15 protein-coding genes are annotated in these 15073 nt (G+C 74.0%); 8 read left to right on the forward strand and 7 right to left on the reverse strand.

The annotated features are described in order from the left end of the window. The first annotated feature begins 58 nt into the window (after window positions 1–58). Entirely contained in the window at window positions 59–625 is a 567-nt protein-coding gene (locus QWJ13_RS17620; protein ID WP_316525524.1) for a DUF421 domain-containing protein, read from the forward strand. Here QWJ13_RS17620 and QWJ13_RS17625 read toward each other — a convergent pair. Both QWJ13_RS17625 and QWJ13_RS17630 read right to left on the reverse strand, forming a co-directional pair. Then, window positions 588–1367, reverse strand: coding sequence for a rhomboid-like protein (locus QWJ13_RS17625; RefSeq protein WP_316525525.1), 780 nt, complete (start codon window positions 1365–1367; stop codon window positions 588–590). The genes QWJ13_RS17620 and QWJ13_RS17625 overlap by 38 nt on opposite strands. A gap of 94 nt (window positions 1368–1461) precedes the next feature. After that, complete coding sequence (locus QWJ13_RS17630) at window positions 1462–2808, reverse strand: cytochrome P450 (protein WP_316525526.1); 1347 nt, start codon at window positions 2806–2808, stop codon at window positions 1462–1464. A gap of 308 nt (window positions 2809–3116) precedes the next feature. On the opposite strand from QWJ13_RS17630, the gene QWJ13_RS17635 reads away from it, so the two are divergent. The 6 genes from QWJ13_RS17635 to QWJ13_RS17660 all read left to right on the forward strand — a co-directional run bounded on the left by QWJ13_RS17635 (window position 3117) and on the right by QWJ13_RS17660 (window position 10549). Further along, window positions 3117–4520: an amidase gene (locus QWJ13_RS17635; protein ID WP_316525527.1), complete on the forward strand. Its 1404-nt coding sequence runs from the start codon at window positions 3117–3119 to the stop codon at window positions 4518–4520. A 515-nt stretch (window positions 4521–5035) separates the two neighbouring features. Then, the gene (locus QWJ13_RS17640; protein ID WP_316525528.1) at window positions 5036–6142 is read left to right on the forward strand and encodes a phytanoyl-CoA dioxygenase family protein; all 1107 of its coding nucleotides are present in this window, start codon (window positions 5036–5038) and stop codon (window positions 6140–6142) included. After that, window positions 6124–7437 (forward strand): DUF6271 family protein, encoded by a 1314-nt coding sequence (locus QWJ13_RS17645; protein WP_316525529.1) that lies wholly within the window; start codon window positions 6124–6126, stop codon window positions 7435–7437. The genes QWJ13_RS17640 and QWJ13_RS17645 overlap by 19 nt, the downstream gene beginning before the upstream one ends. A 165-nt stretch (window positions 7438–7602) precedes the next feature. Next, on the forward strand, window positions 7603–8772 hold the full coding sequence (locus tag QWJ13_RS17650) for a type III PLP-dependent enzyme (RefSeq protein ID WP_316526008.1): 1170 nt from the start codon (window positions 7603–7605) through the stop codon (window positions 8770–8772). Then, window positions 8769–9335 carry a GNAT family N-acetyltransferase gene (locus QWJ13_RS17655; RefSeq protein ID WP_316525530.1) on the forward strand — a complete coding sequence of 189 codons (567 nt, stop codon included), beginning with the start codon at window positions 8769–8771 and terminating at the stop codon, window positions 9333–9335. Before QWJ13_RS17650 ends, QWJ13_RS17655 begins: the two co-directional genes overlap by 4 nt. 5 nt (window positions 9336–9340) lie before the next feature. Then, complete coding sequence (locus QWJ13_RS17660; RefSeq protein WP_316525531.1) at window positions 9341–10549, forward strand: MFS transporter; 1209 nt, start codon at window positions 9341–9343, stop codon at window positions 10547–10549. A 199-nt stretch (window positions 10550–10748) separates the two neighbouring features. On the opposite strand, the gene QWJ13_RS17665 is transcribed toward QWJ13_RS17660, so the two are convergent. Together QWJ13_RS17665 and QWJ13_RS17670 are read right to left on the reverse strand one after the other, a co-directional pair. Then, the gene (locus QWJ13_RS17665; protein ID WP_316525532.1) at window positions 10749–11135 is read right to left on the reverse strand and encodes a MerR family transcriptional regulator; all 387 of its coding nucleotides are present in this window, start codon (window positions 11133–11135) and stop codon (window positions 10749–10751) included. A gap of 16 nt (window positions 11136–11151) precedes the next feature. Then, the gene (locus tag QWJ13_RS17670) at window positions 11152–12171 is read right to left on the reverse strand and encodes an MDR family NADP-dependent oxidoreductase (RefSeq protein WP_316525534.1); all 1020 of its coding nucleotides are present in this window, start codon (window positions 12169–12171) and stop codon (window positions 11152–11154) included. 205 nt (window positions 12172–12376) lie between these two features. Here QWJ13_RS17670 and QWJ13_RS17675 point away from each other — a divergent pair, with 205 nt between their 5' ends. Further along, window positions 12377–13117, forward strand: coding sequence for a PIG-L deacetylase family protein (locus QWJ13_RS17675; RefSeq protein WP_316525535.1), 741 nt, complete (start codon window positions 12377–12379; stop codon window positions 13115–13117). Window positions 13118–13145: 28 nt separating this feature from the next. Here the strand turns inward: QWJ13_RS17675 and QWJ13_RS17680 are convergent, their stop codons facing one another. The 3 genes from QWJ13_RS17680 to QWJ13_RS17690 all read right to left on the reverse strand — a co-directional run bounded on the left by QWJ13_RS17680 (window position 13146) and on the right by QWJ13_RS17690 (window position 14850). Further along, the gene (locus QWJ13_RS17680) at window positions 13146–13808 is read right to left on the reverse strand and encodes a DedA family protein (RefSeq protein WP_316525536.1); all 663 of its coding nucleotides are present in this window, start codon (window positions 13806–13808) and stop codon (window positions 13146–13148) included. 49 nt (window positions 13809–13857) lie between these two features. Beyond that, window positions 13858–14052, reverse strand: a complete 195-nt coding sequence (locus tag QWJ13_RS17685) for a DUF1918 domain-containing protein (RefSeq protein ID WP_316525537.1) — start codon at window positions 14050–14052, stop codon at window positions 13858–13860. 126 nt (window positions 14053–14178) lie between these two features. Further along, window positions 14179–14850: a TetR/AcrR family transcriptional regulator gene (locus tag QWJ13_RS17690; protein WP_316525538.1), complete on the reverse strand. Its 672-nt coding sequence runs from the start codon at window positions 14848–14850 to the stop codon at window positions 14179–14181. Between the last annotated feature and the right edge of the window lie 223 nt (window positions 14851–15073).

Raw genomic sequence — 15073 nt, forward strand, 5'->3', positions numbered from 1 at the left:
CATTCAGCGCATTCGGCGCATTCGGCGTGGGAGGAGCGGGGCAGTGTGGCATGACCTGATGGCCGTGCAGATTCCGATCGTGGAGAAGATCCTCCGTACGGTCGCCGTCTACGTCCTGATCCTGGTGCTGTTCCGGCTCGCCGGGAAGCGCGGGCTGGCCGGGCTGAACACCTTCGACATGGTGGTCATCTTCCTGCTCTCCAACGTGGTGCAGAACGCCGTCATCGGCAACGACAACAGCCTGCTGGGCGGCGCGATCGGGGCGGTCACCCTGGTCGCGGTGAACTCCGGGATCACCCGCTGGCTCGCCCGCGACCCGAGGGCCGCCGGCCTCCTGGAGGGCACCGCCACCACGGTGGTGAAGGACGGCGCGCTGGTGCCCGGCGCGCTGCGCGACCTGGCGATGCGTCCGTCCGAGCTGGAGCACGCCATCCGGCTCCAGAGCGGCGACGACCTCGGCGAGGTGTCCCGGGCCGAGCTGGAGCCGGACGGGCAGCTGCTGGTCGAGCTCAAGGCGGAGGAGCAGAACGCCTCCCGCGGCGACATCGAGGACCTGCGGCGCCGCCTGGCGGAGATCGAGCGGCTGCTCACCGTCCTCGCGGCCGACCGCCGCCCGCCCCGCTGACGGGCCCTGAGCGGCCCTGAGCCCGCGGGCTCTCGGCCTGCCGCTCGGCCCGTCGGCGGCGCGCGAGGGTGACGGCCACGGCGGCGGCCAGGGCGAAGCCGAGGGCGGCGGCGAGCAGGTGGCCGACGGTGGTGAAGTCCGGGAGCGGGCCGGGCCATTCGCCGCCGCCGGAGAGCGGCCAGCCGACGACGAAGGCGGCCCAGGGCAGCCGGGCCCAGCGGGGCAGGGCGAGGGTGGCCAGGGCGAGGACGCTCTGGGCGCCGTAGCTGATGCCGTAGTCCGAGGCCTGGCGCACGCTCTGCGGGTACCAGCCGTGCCGCAGGGCGAGCAGGATCACCAGGGCGGTGAGCAGGGTGGCGAGGACGTGCCCGCCGAGGAAGACGGCGGCGGCGCGCCGGCTGCCGAAGCGGCGTTCCGTCCAGGCGAGGCAGCAGCAGACACCGAGGCCCAGGGTGATCAGGGTGCCGCCGAAGCCGGTGGTGAGGATCTCGGTGAGGGTGCCGTCGAAGAGCAGCGCGCTGCCGAACAGGGCGGTGACCGGGTGGTCGTGCAGGTTGTCGAGATTGGTGCTGATCTGGTCGCGGAAGGCGTCCGCCCGGTCGGCGGTGAGCAGGTTCTCGACCCAGACGTGCCCGATCAGGAGCAGGACGACGTAGCCGAAGGTCAGCGGCGAACGGCGGGGATAGGTCCGGACGGCGCGCAGCGCCCCGGTCAGGAGCCCCGAGGGGGTTCGAGCGTTCATGGTCTGGTGGCGTCCCGGTCGAAGGGCGTGGTCCGGCCGGCGCCCGTACGGCCGGCCACGCGGGGGACAGTACCGAAGCCCGGTTGGTACCCGGTCAGCGGACCCGGTGGGTCAGCGTCGCGGTGAACGGCCGGGGCGCCAGGGAGGAGCTGCGGGTGGGGCGGACGGCCCGGCCGGGGGTGGGGGCGACGGTCCAGCGGGCGGCGATGGTGGCGAGGGCCAGGACGGCCTCGGTGGTGCCGAAGGCGTCGCCGATGCAGCGGCGGGCGCCGAGGCCGAACGGCGTGTAGACGCCGGGGGCGGGCCGGGCGGCGGTGAGCCAGCGGTCGGGGTCGAAGCGGTGGGGGCGGGGGAACAGGTCGGCCCGGCGGTGCAGCAGGTACGGGCTGTACAGCAGGGTGGTGCCCGCCGGGACGCGGTGGCCGCCGAGTTCGGTGTCGGCGGTGGCGGTGCGGCTGAGGATCCACGGCGGCGGGTAGAGCCGCAGGGTCTCGCTCACGATCCTGGCCGTCAGCGGCAGCGCGGGCAGGTCCTCGTGGCGGGCCGGGCGGCCGTCCAGGACGGTGTCCAGTTCGGTGTGCAGCCGCGCGCGGACGGCCGGGTTGGCGGCGAGCAGGGTCCAGGCCCAGGAGAGGGTGGCCGCGGTGGTCTCCATCCCGGCCAGCAGGAAGGTGACCACCTGCTCGTGGACCTCGGCGTCGGACAGGCTCCGCCCGTCCTCGTCCCGGGCGGCGAGCAGGGTGGAGAGCAGGTCCCGGTGGTCGGTGCCGGTGGCGCGGTAGTCGGCGATCAGCCGCCGGGTGATCTCCCGCAGGCACCGCTGGGCGCGCCGGAAGCGGCGGTTGCCGGGGGTGGGCAGGCGGTCGGCGCCGGGCGGCAGCAGCACCCGCCGGGCGACGCCCCGGGTGACGACGTCCATGCTCTCGTGCACCGGCAGCGAGCCGGCCCGTTCGTGCGCGGCGAACAGACAGCGGGCGGTGACGGCGGTGGTCAGCCGGTACATCGCGGCGGGGACGTCGATCACGTCGCCGTCGCGCCAGGAAGCGGTGGCGGCGGCGATCTCCTCGGTCATCAGCGCGGCGTAGCCGGGCAGCCGGTCGCGGTGGAAGGCGGGTTGCAGCATCCGGCGCCGGCGGCGGTGGGCGGCGGCCGGGCAGGTGGCGAGGCCGTTGCCGAAGACCTCGCGGGCCTTGTCGACCAGGGGACCGCCCTTGTCGAAGACGCGGTCCTCGGTGAGCATCCGGCGGACCAGTTCGGGGTGGCAGACCACGTACGCGCGCAGCGGGCCGAGCCGCAGTCGGACGAGGTCGCCGTGGGCGGGCAGGCCGGCGACGAAGGCGTGCGGGCGGCGCAGGAGCGCGGCGGCGTGGCCGAGCAGTGGGAGGGCGCCGGGGGCGGTGGCGGCGGTGAACCTGGTGGTCGGGAAGAAGGGGGCGGGCACGGGCGTCACCTTGGTTCGGGTGGGAGGACCGGGGCGGTCCTCCCGAACGAGACGTGATCTTTCCCGGCGGCGTGCGGCGAAACGATCACGGACCGGCGGACGGTGTGAAGGCGGGGGCGCGGGAGGAGCGGCTGTGCGCCCTCGCCGTTGTGATGACCATCAGATCGGTTCTGGGACCGATGGGTACCGCCGAGTCGGCTCCGCGTGCGAGGATGCGCGAGATTACCCGTCAGTAGAACCGGGCAGGACCGACCCGGCCGGTTTGATCGCCGGGCGGCGGAACGCCCGGCAGGGAGTGGGGAGTTCGGATGAACGACGAGCGGGTCCACGCGTTCTCCGACGACGCCCTGGGCGCCCACGACGCGGTGGCGCTGGCCGCGCTCGTCCGGTCCGGCGAGGTCAACCCCCGGGAGCTGGTCGCCGCGGCCGTCGAGCGGGCCGCGCGGGTGGACGGCACGCTGCGGCCCGTCGCCCATGCTTCGTACGACAAGCCGCAGATCAGCCGGGAGGGCATCGGCGGTCCACTGTGGGGCGTGCCGAGCTACCTCAAGGACAACGTGGACCTGCGCGGCCTGCCGACCGCGATGGGCAGCGAGTCGTACCGCGCCCGTCCGGCCCGCCGCAACGCGCCCTTCGCCGACCAGTTCCTCGCCACCGGCCTGGCGGTGCTCGGCAAGACCAGGCTGCCCGAGTTCGGCCTCAACGCCTCCACCGAGTTCGCCACCGCCCAGCCGGTGCGCAACCCGTGGAAGCCCTCGCACTCGGCCGGCGCCTCCTCGGGCGGCGCGGCGGCCCTGGTGGCCTCCGGGGTGGTGCCGATCGCGCACGCCAACGACGGCGGCGGCTCGATCCGCATCCCCGCGGCCTGCTGCGGCCTGGTCGGGCTCAAGCCCACCCGGGGCCGGCTGGTGGTCAACGCCCAGGGCGGCAAACTGCCGATCGACCTGGTCACCGACGGCGTGCTGACCCGCTCGGTGCGCGACACCGCCGCCTTCTTCGCCGCCGCCGAGCGGCACCACGGCAACCCCGGGCTGCCGCCGCTCGGCCTGGTCGAGGGGCCGGGCGAGCGCCGGCTGCGGATCGGCCTGGTGCTGGACTCGCCGACCGCCAGGACCGACGAGCCGACCCGGCGGGTGGTCGAGGAGACCGCCGCCCGGCTGGAGGCGATGGGCCACCTGGTCGAGCCCACCGTGCTGCCCTTCGGCGAGGAGTTCTCCCGCGACTTCCTCGCCTACTGGGGGTACATCGCCTGGATCATCGCCGCCACCGGCCGGCTGATGCTGGACCCGAGCTTCCGGGCCGGGAGGCTGGACGGCCTGACCACCGGGCTGCGCCGCCGGTTCCGGTCCGAGTTCGCGCGGACCCCGGCCGTGCTGCGGCGGCTGCGCCGGGCCGAGGGCGTGTACGCGCGGATCTTCCGCGGCCACGACGTGATCCTCTCCCCGGTGCTCGCCCACACCGCCCCGCCGATCGGCCACCTGAGTCCGAACGTGGACTTCGACGAGCTGATGGACCGGCTGACCCGCTACGTCGCCTTCACCCCGGTCAACAACGTGACCGGCGGCCCGGGCATCGCGCTGCCGGCGGGCTCGGCGCCAGACGGCCTGCCGGTCGGAGTGCACCTGTCGGCCGCGTACGGGCAGGAGCGGCTGCTGCTGGAGCTGGCCTTCGCGCTGGAGGCCGAGCGGCCCTGGCGGCGGATCCAGGACTGACGGCGGATCCGGGACCGATGGTCCGGGCCCGGGACTGGCGGTCCGGGCCCAGGACCGGCGGCGGACCCGGGGCTGACGGCCCGGACCCAACGCTCGGCCCGCGACGACGGGTTCACCGTTTCCGGGATTATGTCAATTACCGAAACATACCCGCGCTTATGTCAGTCTCCGGAACATAAAGCAAACCCTCGATAAGCGCCCGTGAGCTGCGCAATTTCCCAATCGGTAACCCCCGGGAAAGGGTTGACACCATTAGTTGGTCTAGTCCAACGTATGGGGAGCGCGGTTCGGCAAAGACTGATGCGGGGTGAGCGGCCTTGCCGAGCGGGCGAGTTGGCCCGCTGACGTGCGCTGCTCCGTGCGTGCGGGCCGGAGCGAGAACGAGCGTATGCGGACAGGCCCTCCGGTCCGCGCTCGAATCCCTGTCACGGCCGCTGACCGGCCGTCGACCCGCCGTGCCCGCACGAGCGTGCGAGGAAGCACCGCATCGACTACGAACCATGGAGTGACCGCCCATGCCGAGCCCTGCCGAACACCCCGACGAACCCGCCGGGGAATACCTGTACCGGGCCGCGTCGCAACGCCCCTACTTTAGCGCCGACACCGAGAGCTACCTCGCCCGGACCGCGCTGCGCGAGATCCGCAAGAACCACCCGCTGCGCGTGCTCTCCGAGGAGGACTACGCGTTCTGGCAGACCTACGGCTACGTCGTGGTCAAGCAGGCCGTCCCGGCCGAGGCCGCGCGCCGACTGCTCGACTTCGCCTGGGAGTTCCAGGGCCTGTCGCCGGACCGCCCCGAGGACTGGTACCAGGAGCGCGAGTACCGCGACGAACTCGACCAGCACCTGCACGTCTACGGCTTCGTCGAGGCCTACCACCACCAACTCCTCTGGGACAGCCGCCAGTCGCAGCGCGTCTACGACGCCTTCGTGGACGTGTGGGACTGCGAGGAGCTCTGGGTCACCCTCGACCGGCTCAACCTCAACCCGCCGAACGTCCGCAACCGCGACCGCGCGCTGATCGAGCCCACCGACCGCGGCTTCGACATCGAGCTGCACTGGGACGTCGACACCACCCAGGGGATGCTGCCGCAGCGCGTCCAGGGCATCATCGCGCTCAACGACACCGCCCCCGACCACGGCGGCTTCCAGTGCGACCCGGAGCTGTTCCGCCGCTTCAACACCTGGCAGGCCGCCCAGCCGGCCGACCGCGACCCGATCCGCCCGGACATCGACCGCGACGAGTACCCCGTCGTGCGGCCCGAGCTGAAGGCCGGCGACCTGCTGATCTGGAACGGCCTGCTGGCCCACGGCGTGGCGCGCAACACCTCCGAGAACGGCGTGCGCGCGGTGCAGTACCTGTCGATGATGCCCGCGCTGGAGGAGTCCGAGAAGCTGCGCCGCTCCCGGGTGGAGTCCTGGCGCACCCTCGCCACCCCGGACTGGAACCGCACCCTGGTCGGCGACGCCGACCGGCCCGAGGCGCTGCGCTACCCGACCGCTGAACTCACCGAGCTGGGGGAGAAGCTGCTCGGCCTGCGGTCCTGGAGCGGCAAGCCGTTCGAGGAGCACCCTGACCGGCGGGACGTCACGGGGGAGCGGGAATGCGCGCCGTCTGCCTGACCCTGCCCACCAACCGCGAGTGCGCGGACACCATCACCGCGATCGGCGCCGAAGCCGCCTACGCCGTACGGCGGTTCGGCGTCCGGGTGCACCTGCTGGTCCTGGACTCCGCCGACCGCACGACCCGCGCCCGGCACGCCGAGGCGCTCGCCGCCCTGCCGGCCGTCGAAGGCGTGGTCGTCCACCACCTGGACGAGGACGCCCAGCGGGCCTTCCTGCGCGAGGCGATCGAGCGCTCCGGCGCGGCCGACCCGGATCGGCTGCTGGACCTCATGCTGCCGGGCGCCGTCTCCTACGGCGCCTGCACCAACCGGGCGTTCCTGCTGGCCGCCGCGCTCGACTGCGACTCGGTGCACCGCCGCGACTCCGACAGCAGCTACCAACTGCTCGACGGCGAACCGGTGTTCCCGATCGAGCACGAGCTGGCCACGCTCGGGCTGAAGGCCGCCGACGCGGCCGCCGCCGTCACCGAGAACCGCCTCGACCCGGTCCACGCGGACAAGCCCGTCGCCCTCGTCGGAGCCTCCTTCGTCGGCGAACTCTCCGTCGACGTCGGCGAGATCCGCGAGATCGACCCCGAGGTCTACCACGAGGTGGTAGCGCTCTGGGCACCCACCGGCGCGAGCGAGGAGGACAAGCGCGAACTCGTCGCCGAGTCCTTCACCGGCGGCGGCAGCGAGCCGTTCACCACCGACCGCGCCGTGCTCGACCTGCCCGACATCTGGCACATCGACATGTGCAACATCGGCCTCGACCGCGAGGTGTACGAGCGGGTGCCGCTGCCGCCCGCCACCGACACCATCGGCAGCGACTACTTCCTGCACCACCTGGTGCGGGACGCGACCCTGCCCGGTGTCACCCACAACCGCCACATCGTCAACTACCACACCCCGGAACGGCGTACCGGCCCCGGCTTCACCGCCTACCAGCTGCGCTACGCCAAGTTCCTGCTCTCCATGCTCTACCTCTACCCGGTGTACGCCGAGATGGAGGCCGCCGGCGGCGCCCTGTTGGACGAGCAGCACCACGTCCGCCCCGGGGCGATCGCCGACTCCGCCCGTCGCAGCGCCGCGACGGACCGCGCGGAGAACCATCGCAGGCTCGCCGAACTCGACCGCTGCTACCGGCGGCTCGGCGGCAAGTACGCCGAATTCGCCGACCACCTGGCGCCCCTGCGGGCGCGCCTGCTCGACGAGGCGCAGGCGGACATCGAGGACTTCGCAGTGCTGATCGACGCGTGGGGCCCGCTGGTGCGGGCGAGCAAGGCCACCCCCGCCGACCGGCTGCCGCGCTAGTCGGACGGGAAGACCAACGTGATACGCCAGACCAGTACCACCGTGACCCGGGCCACCGGCCGGGCCGTACGCACCACCCACCGCATCCCGGCCGTCTCCGCGGTCCACACCGACGCGCCGCCGCGGAGCGAGGCTCCGCGCTCCGGCGCGCCCGACCGCACCTCCCTGCGCGCCGCGCTCGCCGCCGCCACCGACGACCGGATCATCTACGACCTGGACGGCATCGGCCGACAGTACGCCGCCCTGTGCGCCGAACTTCCGGGCGTGGCCGTGCGGTTCGCGATGAAGGCCTGCCCGGTGGACGAGGTGCTCGGCCACCTCGCCGCCCTCGGCTCCGGCTTCGACGCGGCCAGCCCGCAGGAGATCGCCCAGGCGCTGCGCACCGGCGTCGACCCCGGGCTGATCCACTACGGCAACACCATCAAGTCCGACTCCAACATCGCCGAGGCCCACCGGCTGGGCGTACGGGACTTCGCCACCGACAGCCTGGAGGACGTCGCCGCGATCGCCCGACACGCCCCGGGGGCGCGGGTGTTCTGCCGGATCGAGACCACCGGCGAGGGCGCGCTGTGGGGCCTGGGCCACAAGTTCGGCTGCTCGCCCGAAGACGCGCTGCGGGTGCTCGGGGAAGCCCGCACCGCCGGGCTCGTCCCGTCCGGCCTGTCGGTGCACGTCGGTTCCCAGCAGATGACCGCCGAGGCCTGGCACGGCGCGGTGGAGTCGCTGTCCGCCGTGCTGGAGGCGCTCAACTGGCGCGGCATCACCCCGACCCGGATCAACCTCGGCGGCGGACTGCCCGCCCTCGGCGTCCTGGACCGGTACGGGCGGCCGCTGGACCCGCCGCTGGACAAGATGTTCACGGTGATCCGCGAGGGCATGGAGCGGCTGCGCGCCGTCAACGCGGGGCCGCTGGAGTTCCTGCTGGAACCCGGGCGCCACCTGGTCGCCGACCACGGCGCGATCCGCGCCCACGTCGCCCGGCTCACCTCCCGCGGCCGCCTCGACGGCACCCGGGAGAACTGGCTCTACCTGAGCTGCGGCAAGTTCAACGGCCTGTACGAGATGGACCAGTTGCAGTACCGGCTGGAGTTCCCGACCCACCCCGGCGGGCAGTTCGTCAACGCCGTGGTGGCCGGCCCGACCTGCGACAGCGACGACGCGTACGCCCGGGAGGACGGCCTGGTCCGCGTCCCGCACGCGATCGCCTCCGGCGACCCGGTCTGGATCCACTCCTGCGGCGCCTACGCCACCGCCTACGCCACCCAGGGCTTCAACGGCTTCGCGCCACTGCCGTACACCTGCGTCGGCGGACGCCCCGAGGAAGGACACGCATGAGCGAGTACCGCATCCGGCTGCTCCGGGAGGAGGACTGGGACGGCGTGGTCGCGCTGGAGGAGCGCGCCTACGCCGCCAGCGGCCTGTCCGAGGGGCGGGAGGCGCTGCGCTCCCGGCACCGCGCCTCGCCGGACACCTGCTTCGTGCTGGAGCACGCGGGCGGCCTCGGCGGCTACCTGCTCGCCCTGCCGTACCCGCTGTTCCGCTGCCCGGACCTCAGCCGCAGCGAGGACGGGGGCGTGCACTCGACCAACATGCACGCCCACGACCTGGTGATCGCCGAGGAACTGCGCGGCCGGGGCCTGTCCCAGCGGATGCTGCGGCACCTGGAGCACACCGCCCGGGCGGGCGGCTACCGGACCGCCTCGCTGGTCGCCGTCCGCGGTTCGCACGTGCTGTGGACCCCGCTGGGCTACCGCGCCCGGCCCGAGATCGACCTGCCCGAGAGCTACGGCACCCGGGCGGTCTACATGGCGATGCCGCTGGAACCCGCCCCGGTCCGGCCGCTGCCGCACTCCACCGGCCCGCTCCCCGGGCCGCACCCCAGAGCCGAAGTGGGCTGATACCGATGTCCCCCGTTCGCGACGACTTCCGCCGGTCCCAAGTGGCCATCGGCGCACTGTTCCTCGTCCTCGGATTCCAGTACGCGACCTGGGTCTCCCGGGTGCCCGCCCTCAAGGCGCGGCTCGACCTGGGCGAGGCCCAGATCGGCCTGCTGCTGATGACCTGCGGAATCGGCGCGGCGGTGTCCTTCCCCCTGGTCACGGTGCTGATGCGGCGGCTCGGCTCCCGCCTGCTCTCGGTACTGTCCGCGCTGGTGCTCGGCGGGGTCCTGCTCGCCCTGTCGGTGGTGCCGAACTACCCGGTGACACTGCTGGTGCTGTTCCTCGACGGCGCCGCGGTCGGCTGCCTGAACGTCGCGATGAACGCCCAGGGCGCGGCGCTGGAGGCCCGCTACGAGCGGACCACGATGTCCAGGCTGCACGCCACCTTCAGCGCCGGCTCGCTGCTCGCCGCCCTGCTGGCCTCGGGCGTCACCTCCGCCACCGGCACCCTGGCGGTGCACTTCGGCCTGGCCGCGGCCCTGCTCGCGGTGCTGGTGGTGGCCGCCCGGCCGGGACTGCTGGCGGACGGCCCGGCCGAAGCCGCGGCCGAACCGGAGGAGAAGAAGCGGCGCCGGGGCTTCGTGCTGCCGTCCGCCGTGACCCTCTGGATGGGCCTGGCGATGGTCTTCGGCACCGTCACCGAGGGCGCCATGAACGACTGGTCGGCGCTCTACCTCAAGGACTACGCGCACGCCGGCGCCGGGCTCGCCCCGATGGGCATCGCCGTGGTGTCGGTGATGATGGTCTGCGCCCGGATCTTCGCGGACGGCTGGCGCACCCGCTTCGGCGACGGCCGGATCGTGCGCACCGGCAGCCTGCTGGCCGGCCTCGGGCTCGCCCTCGCCCTCGCGGTCGGCGGCGTCGTCCCGACCCTGCTCGGCTTCGCCTGCGTCGGCCTCGGCGTCGCGGCGGTGACCCCGTGCGTCTACGTCGCGGCCGCCCGGCAGGGACCCGACGCGCTCTCCCTGGTCGCCGCCATGGGCACCACCGGCCTGCTGGCCGGCCCCGCGGTGATCGGCTTCATCGCCGGCGCCACCAGCCTGCTCTGGGGCATGGTCGCCGTCGCCGCCTCCGCCGCCGTGGTCTCGCTGTGCGCCACCCGCATCCACTGGCCCGCCCAGCAGCCCGCCGCCGCACCGGCCGACCCCCGGCTCGCCCCCGACGCGGCCTGACAGGCCCCCCAGTACCCTCGCCCGGTACCTCGCGCGCTCCCGTCGCGAGGTCCCGGGCGAGTCCGCTGTCGGGGGCTCAGCCGGGGAGCCCGCCGCCGCTCCCGCCGACCCCCCAGCTCGCCCCGACGCGCCGTGATCCGCCCCCGATACCCTCGCGCGCTCCCGTCGCGAGGTCCCGGGCGAGTCCGCTGTCGGGGGCTCAGCCCGGCACCTCGGCGCCGCCGGTGGCGATGTGGTGGGCGAGCTTGTCGCGCAGAGCGGTGAGACGGGCGATCTCGGCGTTCAGGGTGGCCAGGCGGGCGTGGACGATCGGGGCGTAGGTGTCGGGGCCGGGGGAGGCGGAGCAGCGGACCGGCGGGTCCTCGGCCAGCAGGTCGAGCCGGTGGGCGCGGCTGGCCAGGTCGTCCACCGTCAGCCCCACGGCGAGGAGTTGGCGGATCACCCGGACCCGGGCCACCTCGGCCGGTCCGTACTCGCGCTGGCCGGAGGCGGAGCGGGCGGGCGGGTCGAGCAGGCCGCGCTGCTCGTAGAAGCGCAGTGCCCTGGGTGTGGTGCCCGCCGCCGCTGCCGCGTCCCCGATCCGCATGCCCGCTCCTCGGTCGTCAGATTTCCACGATGGTCGCCCCGAAGGTGTCCCCGGTGAACAGCTTGGTCAACGCTTCGGCGGCCCGGTCGATGCCCGCCACCGCGGTCCGGGGGAAGGTGAGCTCCCCGGCGCGCAGCCAGCCGGCCAGGCGCTCGCGCCACTCGGCCTCCAGGTCGGGGTGGTCGAGCACGGTGAAGCCGCGCAGGCTCAGGCCGAGGGTGACGACCCGGAACGCGTCGATCACGGTCGGGGCGTCGCCGCCCGGGCGCTCCGGGTCGAGCTGGCCGGCCAGTGCGCCGACCAGGGCGAACCGGGCGCCGCGCCGGGCCGCGTCCACGGCGGCGGTCAGCTGCTCGCCGCCGACCAGGTCCAGGACGACGTCGACGCCGTCCGGCGCGGCCTCGGCCAGCTGCTCGGCGAACGGGCGCTCGCCGGGCACCAGCACCGCGTCGTAACCGAGTTCGGCGGTCAGCCGCTTCGCCTTGGCGGGCGAGCGGGTGGTGCCGATCACCCGGGCGGCGCCGAGCAGCCGGGCGAGCTGCCCGGCCAGGCTGCCGACCGCGCCGGCCGCGCCGGTCACCAGCACCACGTCGCCCGGGCGCACCCCGGCGGAGCGGGTCAGCCCGCCGTAACCGGCCGAGGCGGCGGAGAGCAGGGCGAGCGGGTCCGGGAAGTCGAAGGGGACGGGCGTGAACCGCGCGGCCTCGCCGAGCGCGTGCTCCCGCCAGCCGTCCAGGTGGGTGACCAGGTCGCCCGGGCGCAGCGGGCTGCCCTCGGGTGCGGCCAGCACCTCGCCGAGGGCCGGACCGAACAGCGCGTCGCCCGGGGCGAGGCGGGGCAGCGGCAGGCCGGAACCTCCGCCGCCGATCAGGGTGCGCAGTGCGGGGAAGACCAGGAAGGCCCGGTTGCGGATTAGCACTTCCCCGGGGCCGGGCGCCGGGAGCGGCTCCTCGGCCACGGTGAAGTCCTCGGCGGCGGGCAGCCCCTCGGGGGTGGCGGTCAGCCGGACGACGCGGGTGGTGGCGGGCAGGGCCATGGCGGCGCTCCTCGGAACGGGGGAGTGCGGCGGTCGGCGCCGCCGCGGGACGCCGGGACGCTAACCCCTGACGCATGCGTCAGGGGCAAGCCGCCTGGATGCGGCGGTGTCCGACGGGGCGTGGGGAGACGGCTCTTCTAGAGTCACAACGGCGTGGATGTCCGATAAGAGAACGTATGAGCGGATCACCGAGAGGACGAGCAGCATGACCGAGCAGGCCCCCCAGCCCTACGAGCCGCTGGACGAGGACTGGCAGACCGCGCTGGCGGTCGTCGCCCACCCCGACGACATGGAGTACGGCGGGGCCGCGGCCGTCGCCCGCTGGACCTCCCAGGGCAAGAAGGTCGTCTACGTGATGGTCACCAGCGGCGAGGCGGGCATCGACTCGCTGGACCCGGCCGAGTGCGGCCCGCTGCGCGAGGCCGAGCAGATCGCCTCCGCCCGGGTGGTCGGCGTCGACACCGTGGAGTTCCTCGGCCACCCGGACGGCGTGCTGGAGTACGGGCTGCCGCTGCGCCGGGACATCGCGCGGGCGGTGCGCAGGCACCGGCCGGACATCGTGATCACCAGCAACTTCCGGGACACCTACGGCGGGGTGTTCCTCAACCAGGCCGACCACATCGCGGTCGGCCGGGCGACCCTGGACGGCGTCCGGGACGCGGGGAACCGCTGGGTGTTCCGCGAGCTGCTCGCCGAGGGCCACGAGCCGTGGAACGGCGTGCGGCAGATCTGGGCGGTGGCCTCGCCGGAGGCCGGGCACGCGGTGGACACCACCGAGCACTTCGACCGGGGCGTCGCCTCGCTGGAGGAGCACAAGGCGTACCTGGCCGGGCTGGGCGGGGAGATGGGGGAGCCGCGGGAGTTCCTGGAGGGCTTCGGCCGCGGCGCGGGCAGCCGGCTGGGGACGCGCTTCGCGGTGCCGTTCGAGGTGTTCCCGCTGCGTTAGGGCCCGCCTTCGTCAGGGGCCCTCTTCGTCAGGGGCCGTCTTCGGAGGCGTCGGTGCCCTCGCGGCGCCGGCGCCGGTAGCGCAGCACCTGCCGGAGCAGGAAGGCCGCCACCAGCACCCCCAGTCCGACCGCGAACCAGCCCTGGTAGCGCAGCGCCGTGTGGTAGACGGTGCCGATGTTGGCCCCGGCGACGAAGCCGAAGGTGCCCCAGACCGCCGTCCACAGCACCGCGCCGAGCAGGTTGTACGGCAGGAACCGGCGCCAGGGCATCTCGGTCGTCCCGGCGATGATCCCGTTGTACTGGCGCAGCCCGTCCACGAACCGGGCGACGGTGACGACCTTGCCGCCGTGCCGGGCGAAGAAGCCGTCCGCGCGCTCCATCCGGGCCGGGGTGAGCAGCACGTAGCGGCCCCAGCGGTGGACGAAGGCGCGCCCGCCGGAGTGGCCGATCAGGTAGCCGAGGCTGTTGCCGAGCGCGGCGGCGACGGCCGCGATCAGCAGCACCGCGGCGAAGTCCAGGTGCCCGGTGCCGGCGTACACCGAGGCCAGCACCAGGATGGTCTGCCCGGGTACCGGGATGCCGCAGTTGTCCAGCAGCACGAGCAGCGCCACCGCCAGGTACCCGTAGTGGTCCAGCAGTGGCGCGAGCCCGGCGAGCGCCCCGGGCAGCGGGGTCGTGGGGGCGGACACCGCCCTCACCACCGCGCGCGTCGTCGACGCGGGGCGGCGGGGGCGTCGGTCAGCGTTCCGCCAGGCGGTGTTCGATGTTGCAGTCGGGGCCGGGGTAGATCAGGCCTTCGTGGCCGTCCTCGAAGCGGACCACGTACGGCGGCTGGCCGTCGGCGCCGCGCACCTCGACGATCTCGCCCTTCTGGTCCACCATGCCCACCGACCTGCTGTGGATGTGGAGCTGGTCGCCTACCGCTGCGTGCATGGTCTGCTCCCTCGGGTCGTGCGTACCGGCCGCCTTCACGGCCGATCCCGCTATCCACTGTGCTGCGGGCGCGCCGGGCGCGCAACGGCTCGGCCGGGCGGGACGCGCGGGGCAGGGGGGCGGGTGTCAGTGGGCGGGCGGCTGTTGCGCGAGGTAGCCGCGCATCAACCGCTTGCACTCGGCGATCAGCGCCGGATCGCCGTCCGGGGCCTCCCGGAAGGCCAGTTTGAGCACCGCGTCCGCCGCCTCCAGGGCCACCCGAAGGGTCAGCGTGACGGCTGCCGGGTCGCCCGCGCGGAACAGTTCGCCGCCGAGCGTCTGGAGCCGCAGGGCGACGGCCGTGTTGTTGTCCACGCCCGCGTCCAGCAGGTGCCGGTCGTCCCGGACGCCCCTGGGCACGACGGGGCCGCCGGCCAGGCCGAAGTCCAGTTGGCCGAAGCCCGGCACCGAGCGCTTCATCGCCACGAACTCCTCCACCGCGAGGTCGGTGAACAGGGCGGGCCCGACCGGTGCGGCGGAGGCCAGCCGGGCGTCCAGGCGCTGGAGGTAGTGGTCGAGGTTGCGGGTGGCGAGCGCGGCCAGCAGGTCCTCCTTGCCGGCGAAGAACTGGTACAGGGTGCCGATCGGCACCCGGGCGCGCTGGGCGACCTCCTTGGTGGTGAGAGCGGTCGCCCCGACCTCGTCCAGCAGTCCGGCACAGGCGTCCAGGATGCGGCCGTACCGCTCCTGGCTGCGCTGCTGGACGGGGCGGCGCCTGCCCGGCCCGGCCGTTCGGTCGCTCCTGGTTCCCGCGCTCATGACCTCACTGTGCCGCATCCGCTGTTCCTGCGGCGAATCACCGGGGCGGGAGCCGCCCGGAGTGCCCGGTGGGGCGGGAGTCCAGTGGTGGCCGGAGCTGAACGGCACGGTGGCGGGAAGGTGTCCACGGGTTGGCAGGGCCTTGTCGTGGACGCGAGGACAGGTTCATACTCCTGAGGCGGACTACCTTGCGTGATCAACGCACGCCTCTTCGTGGTGATCG

Source organism: Kitasatospora brasiliensis, assembly GCF_032654805.1.
Taxonomy (GTDB): Bacteria; Actinomycetota; Actinomycetes; order Streptomycetales; family Streptomycetaceae; genus Kitasatospora; species Kitasatospora brasiliensis.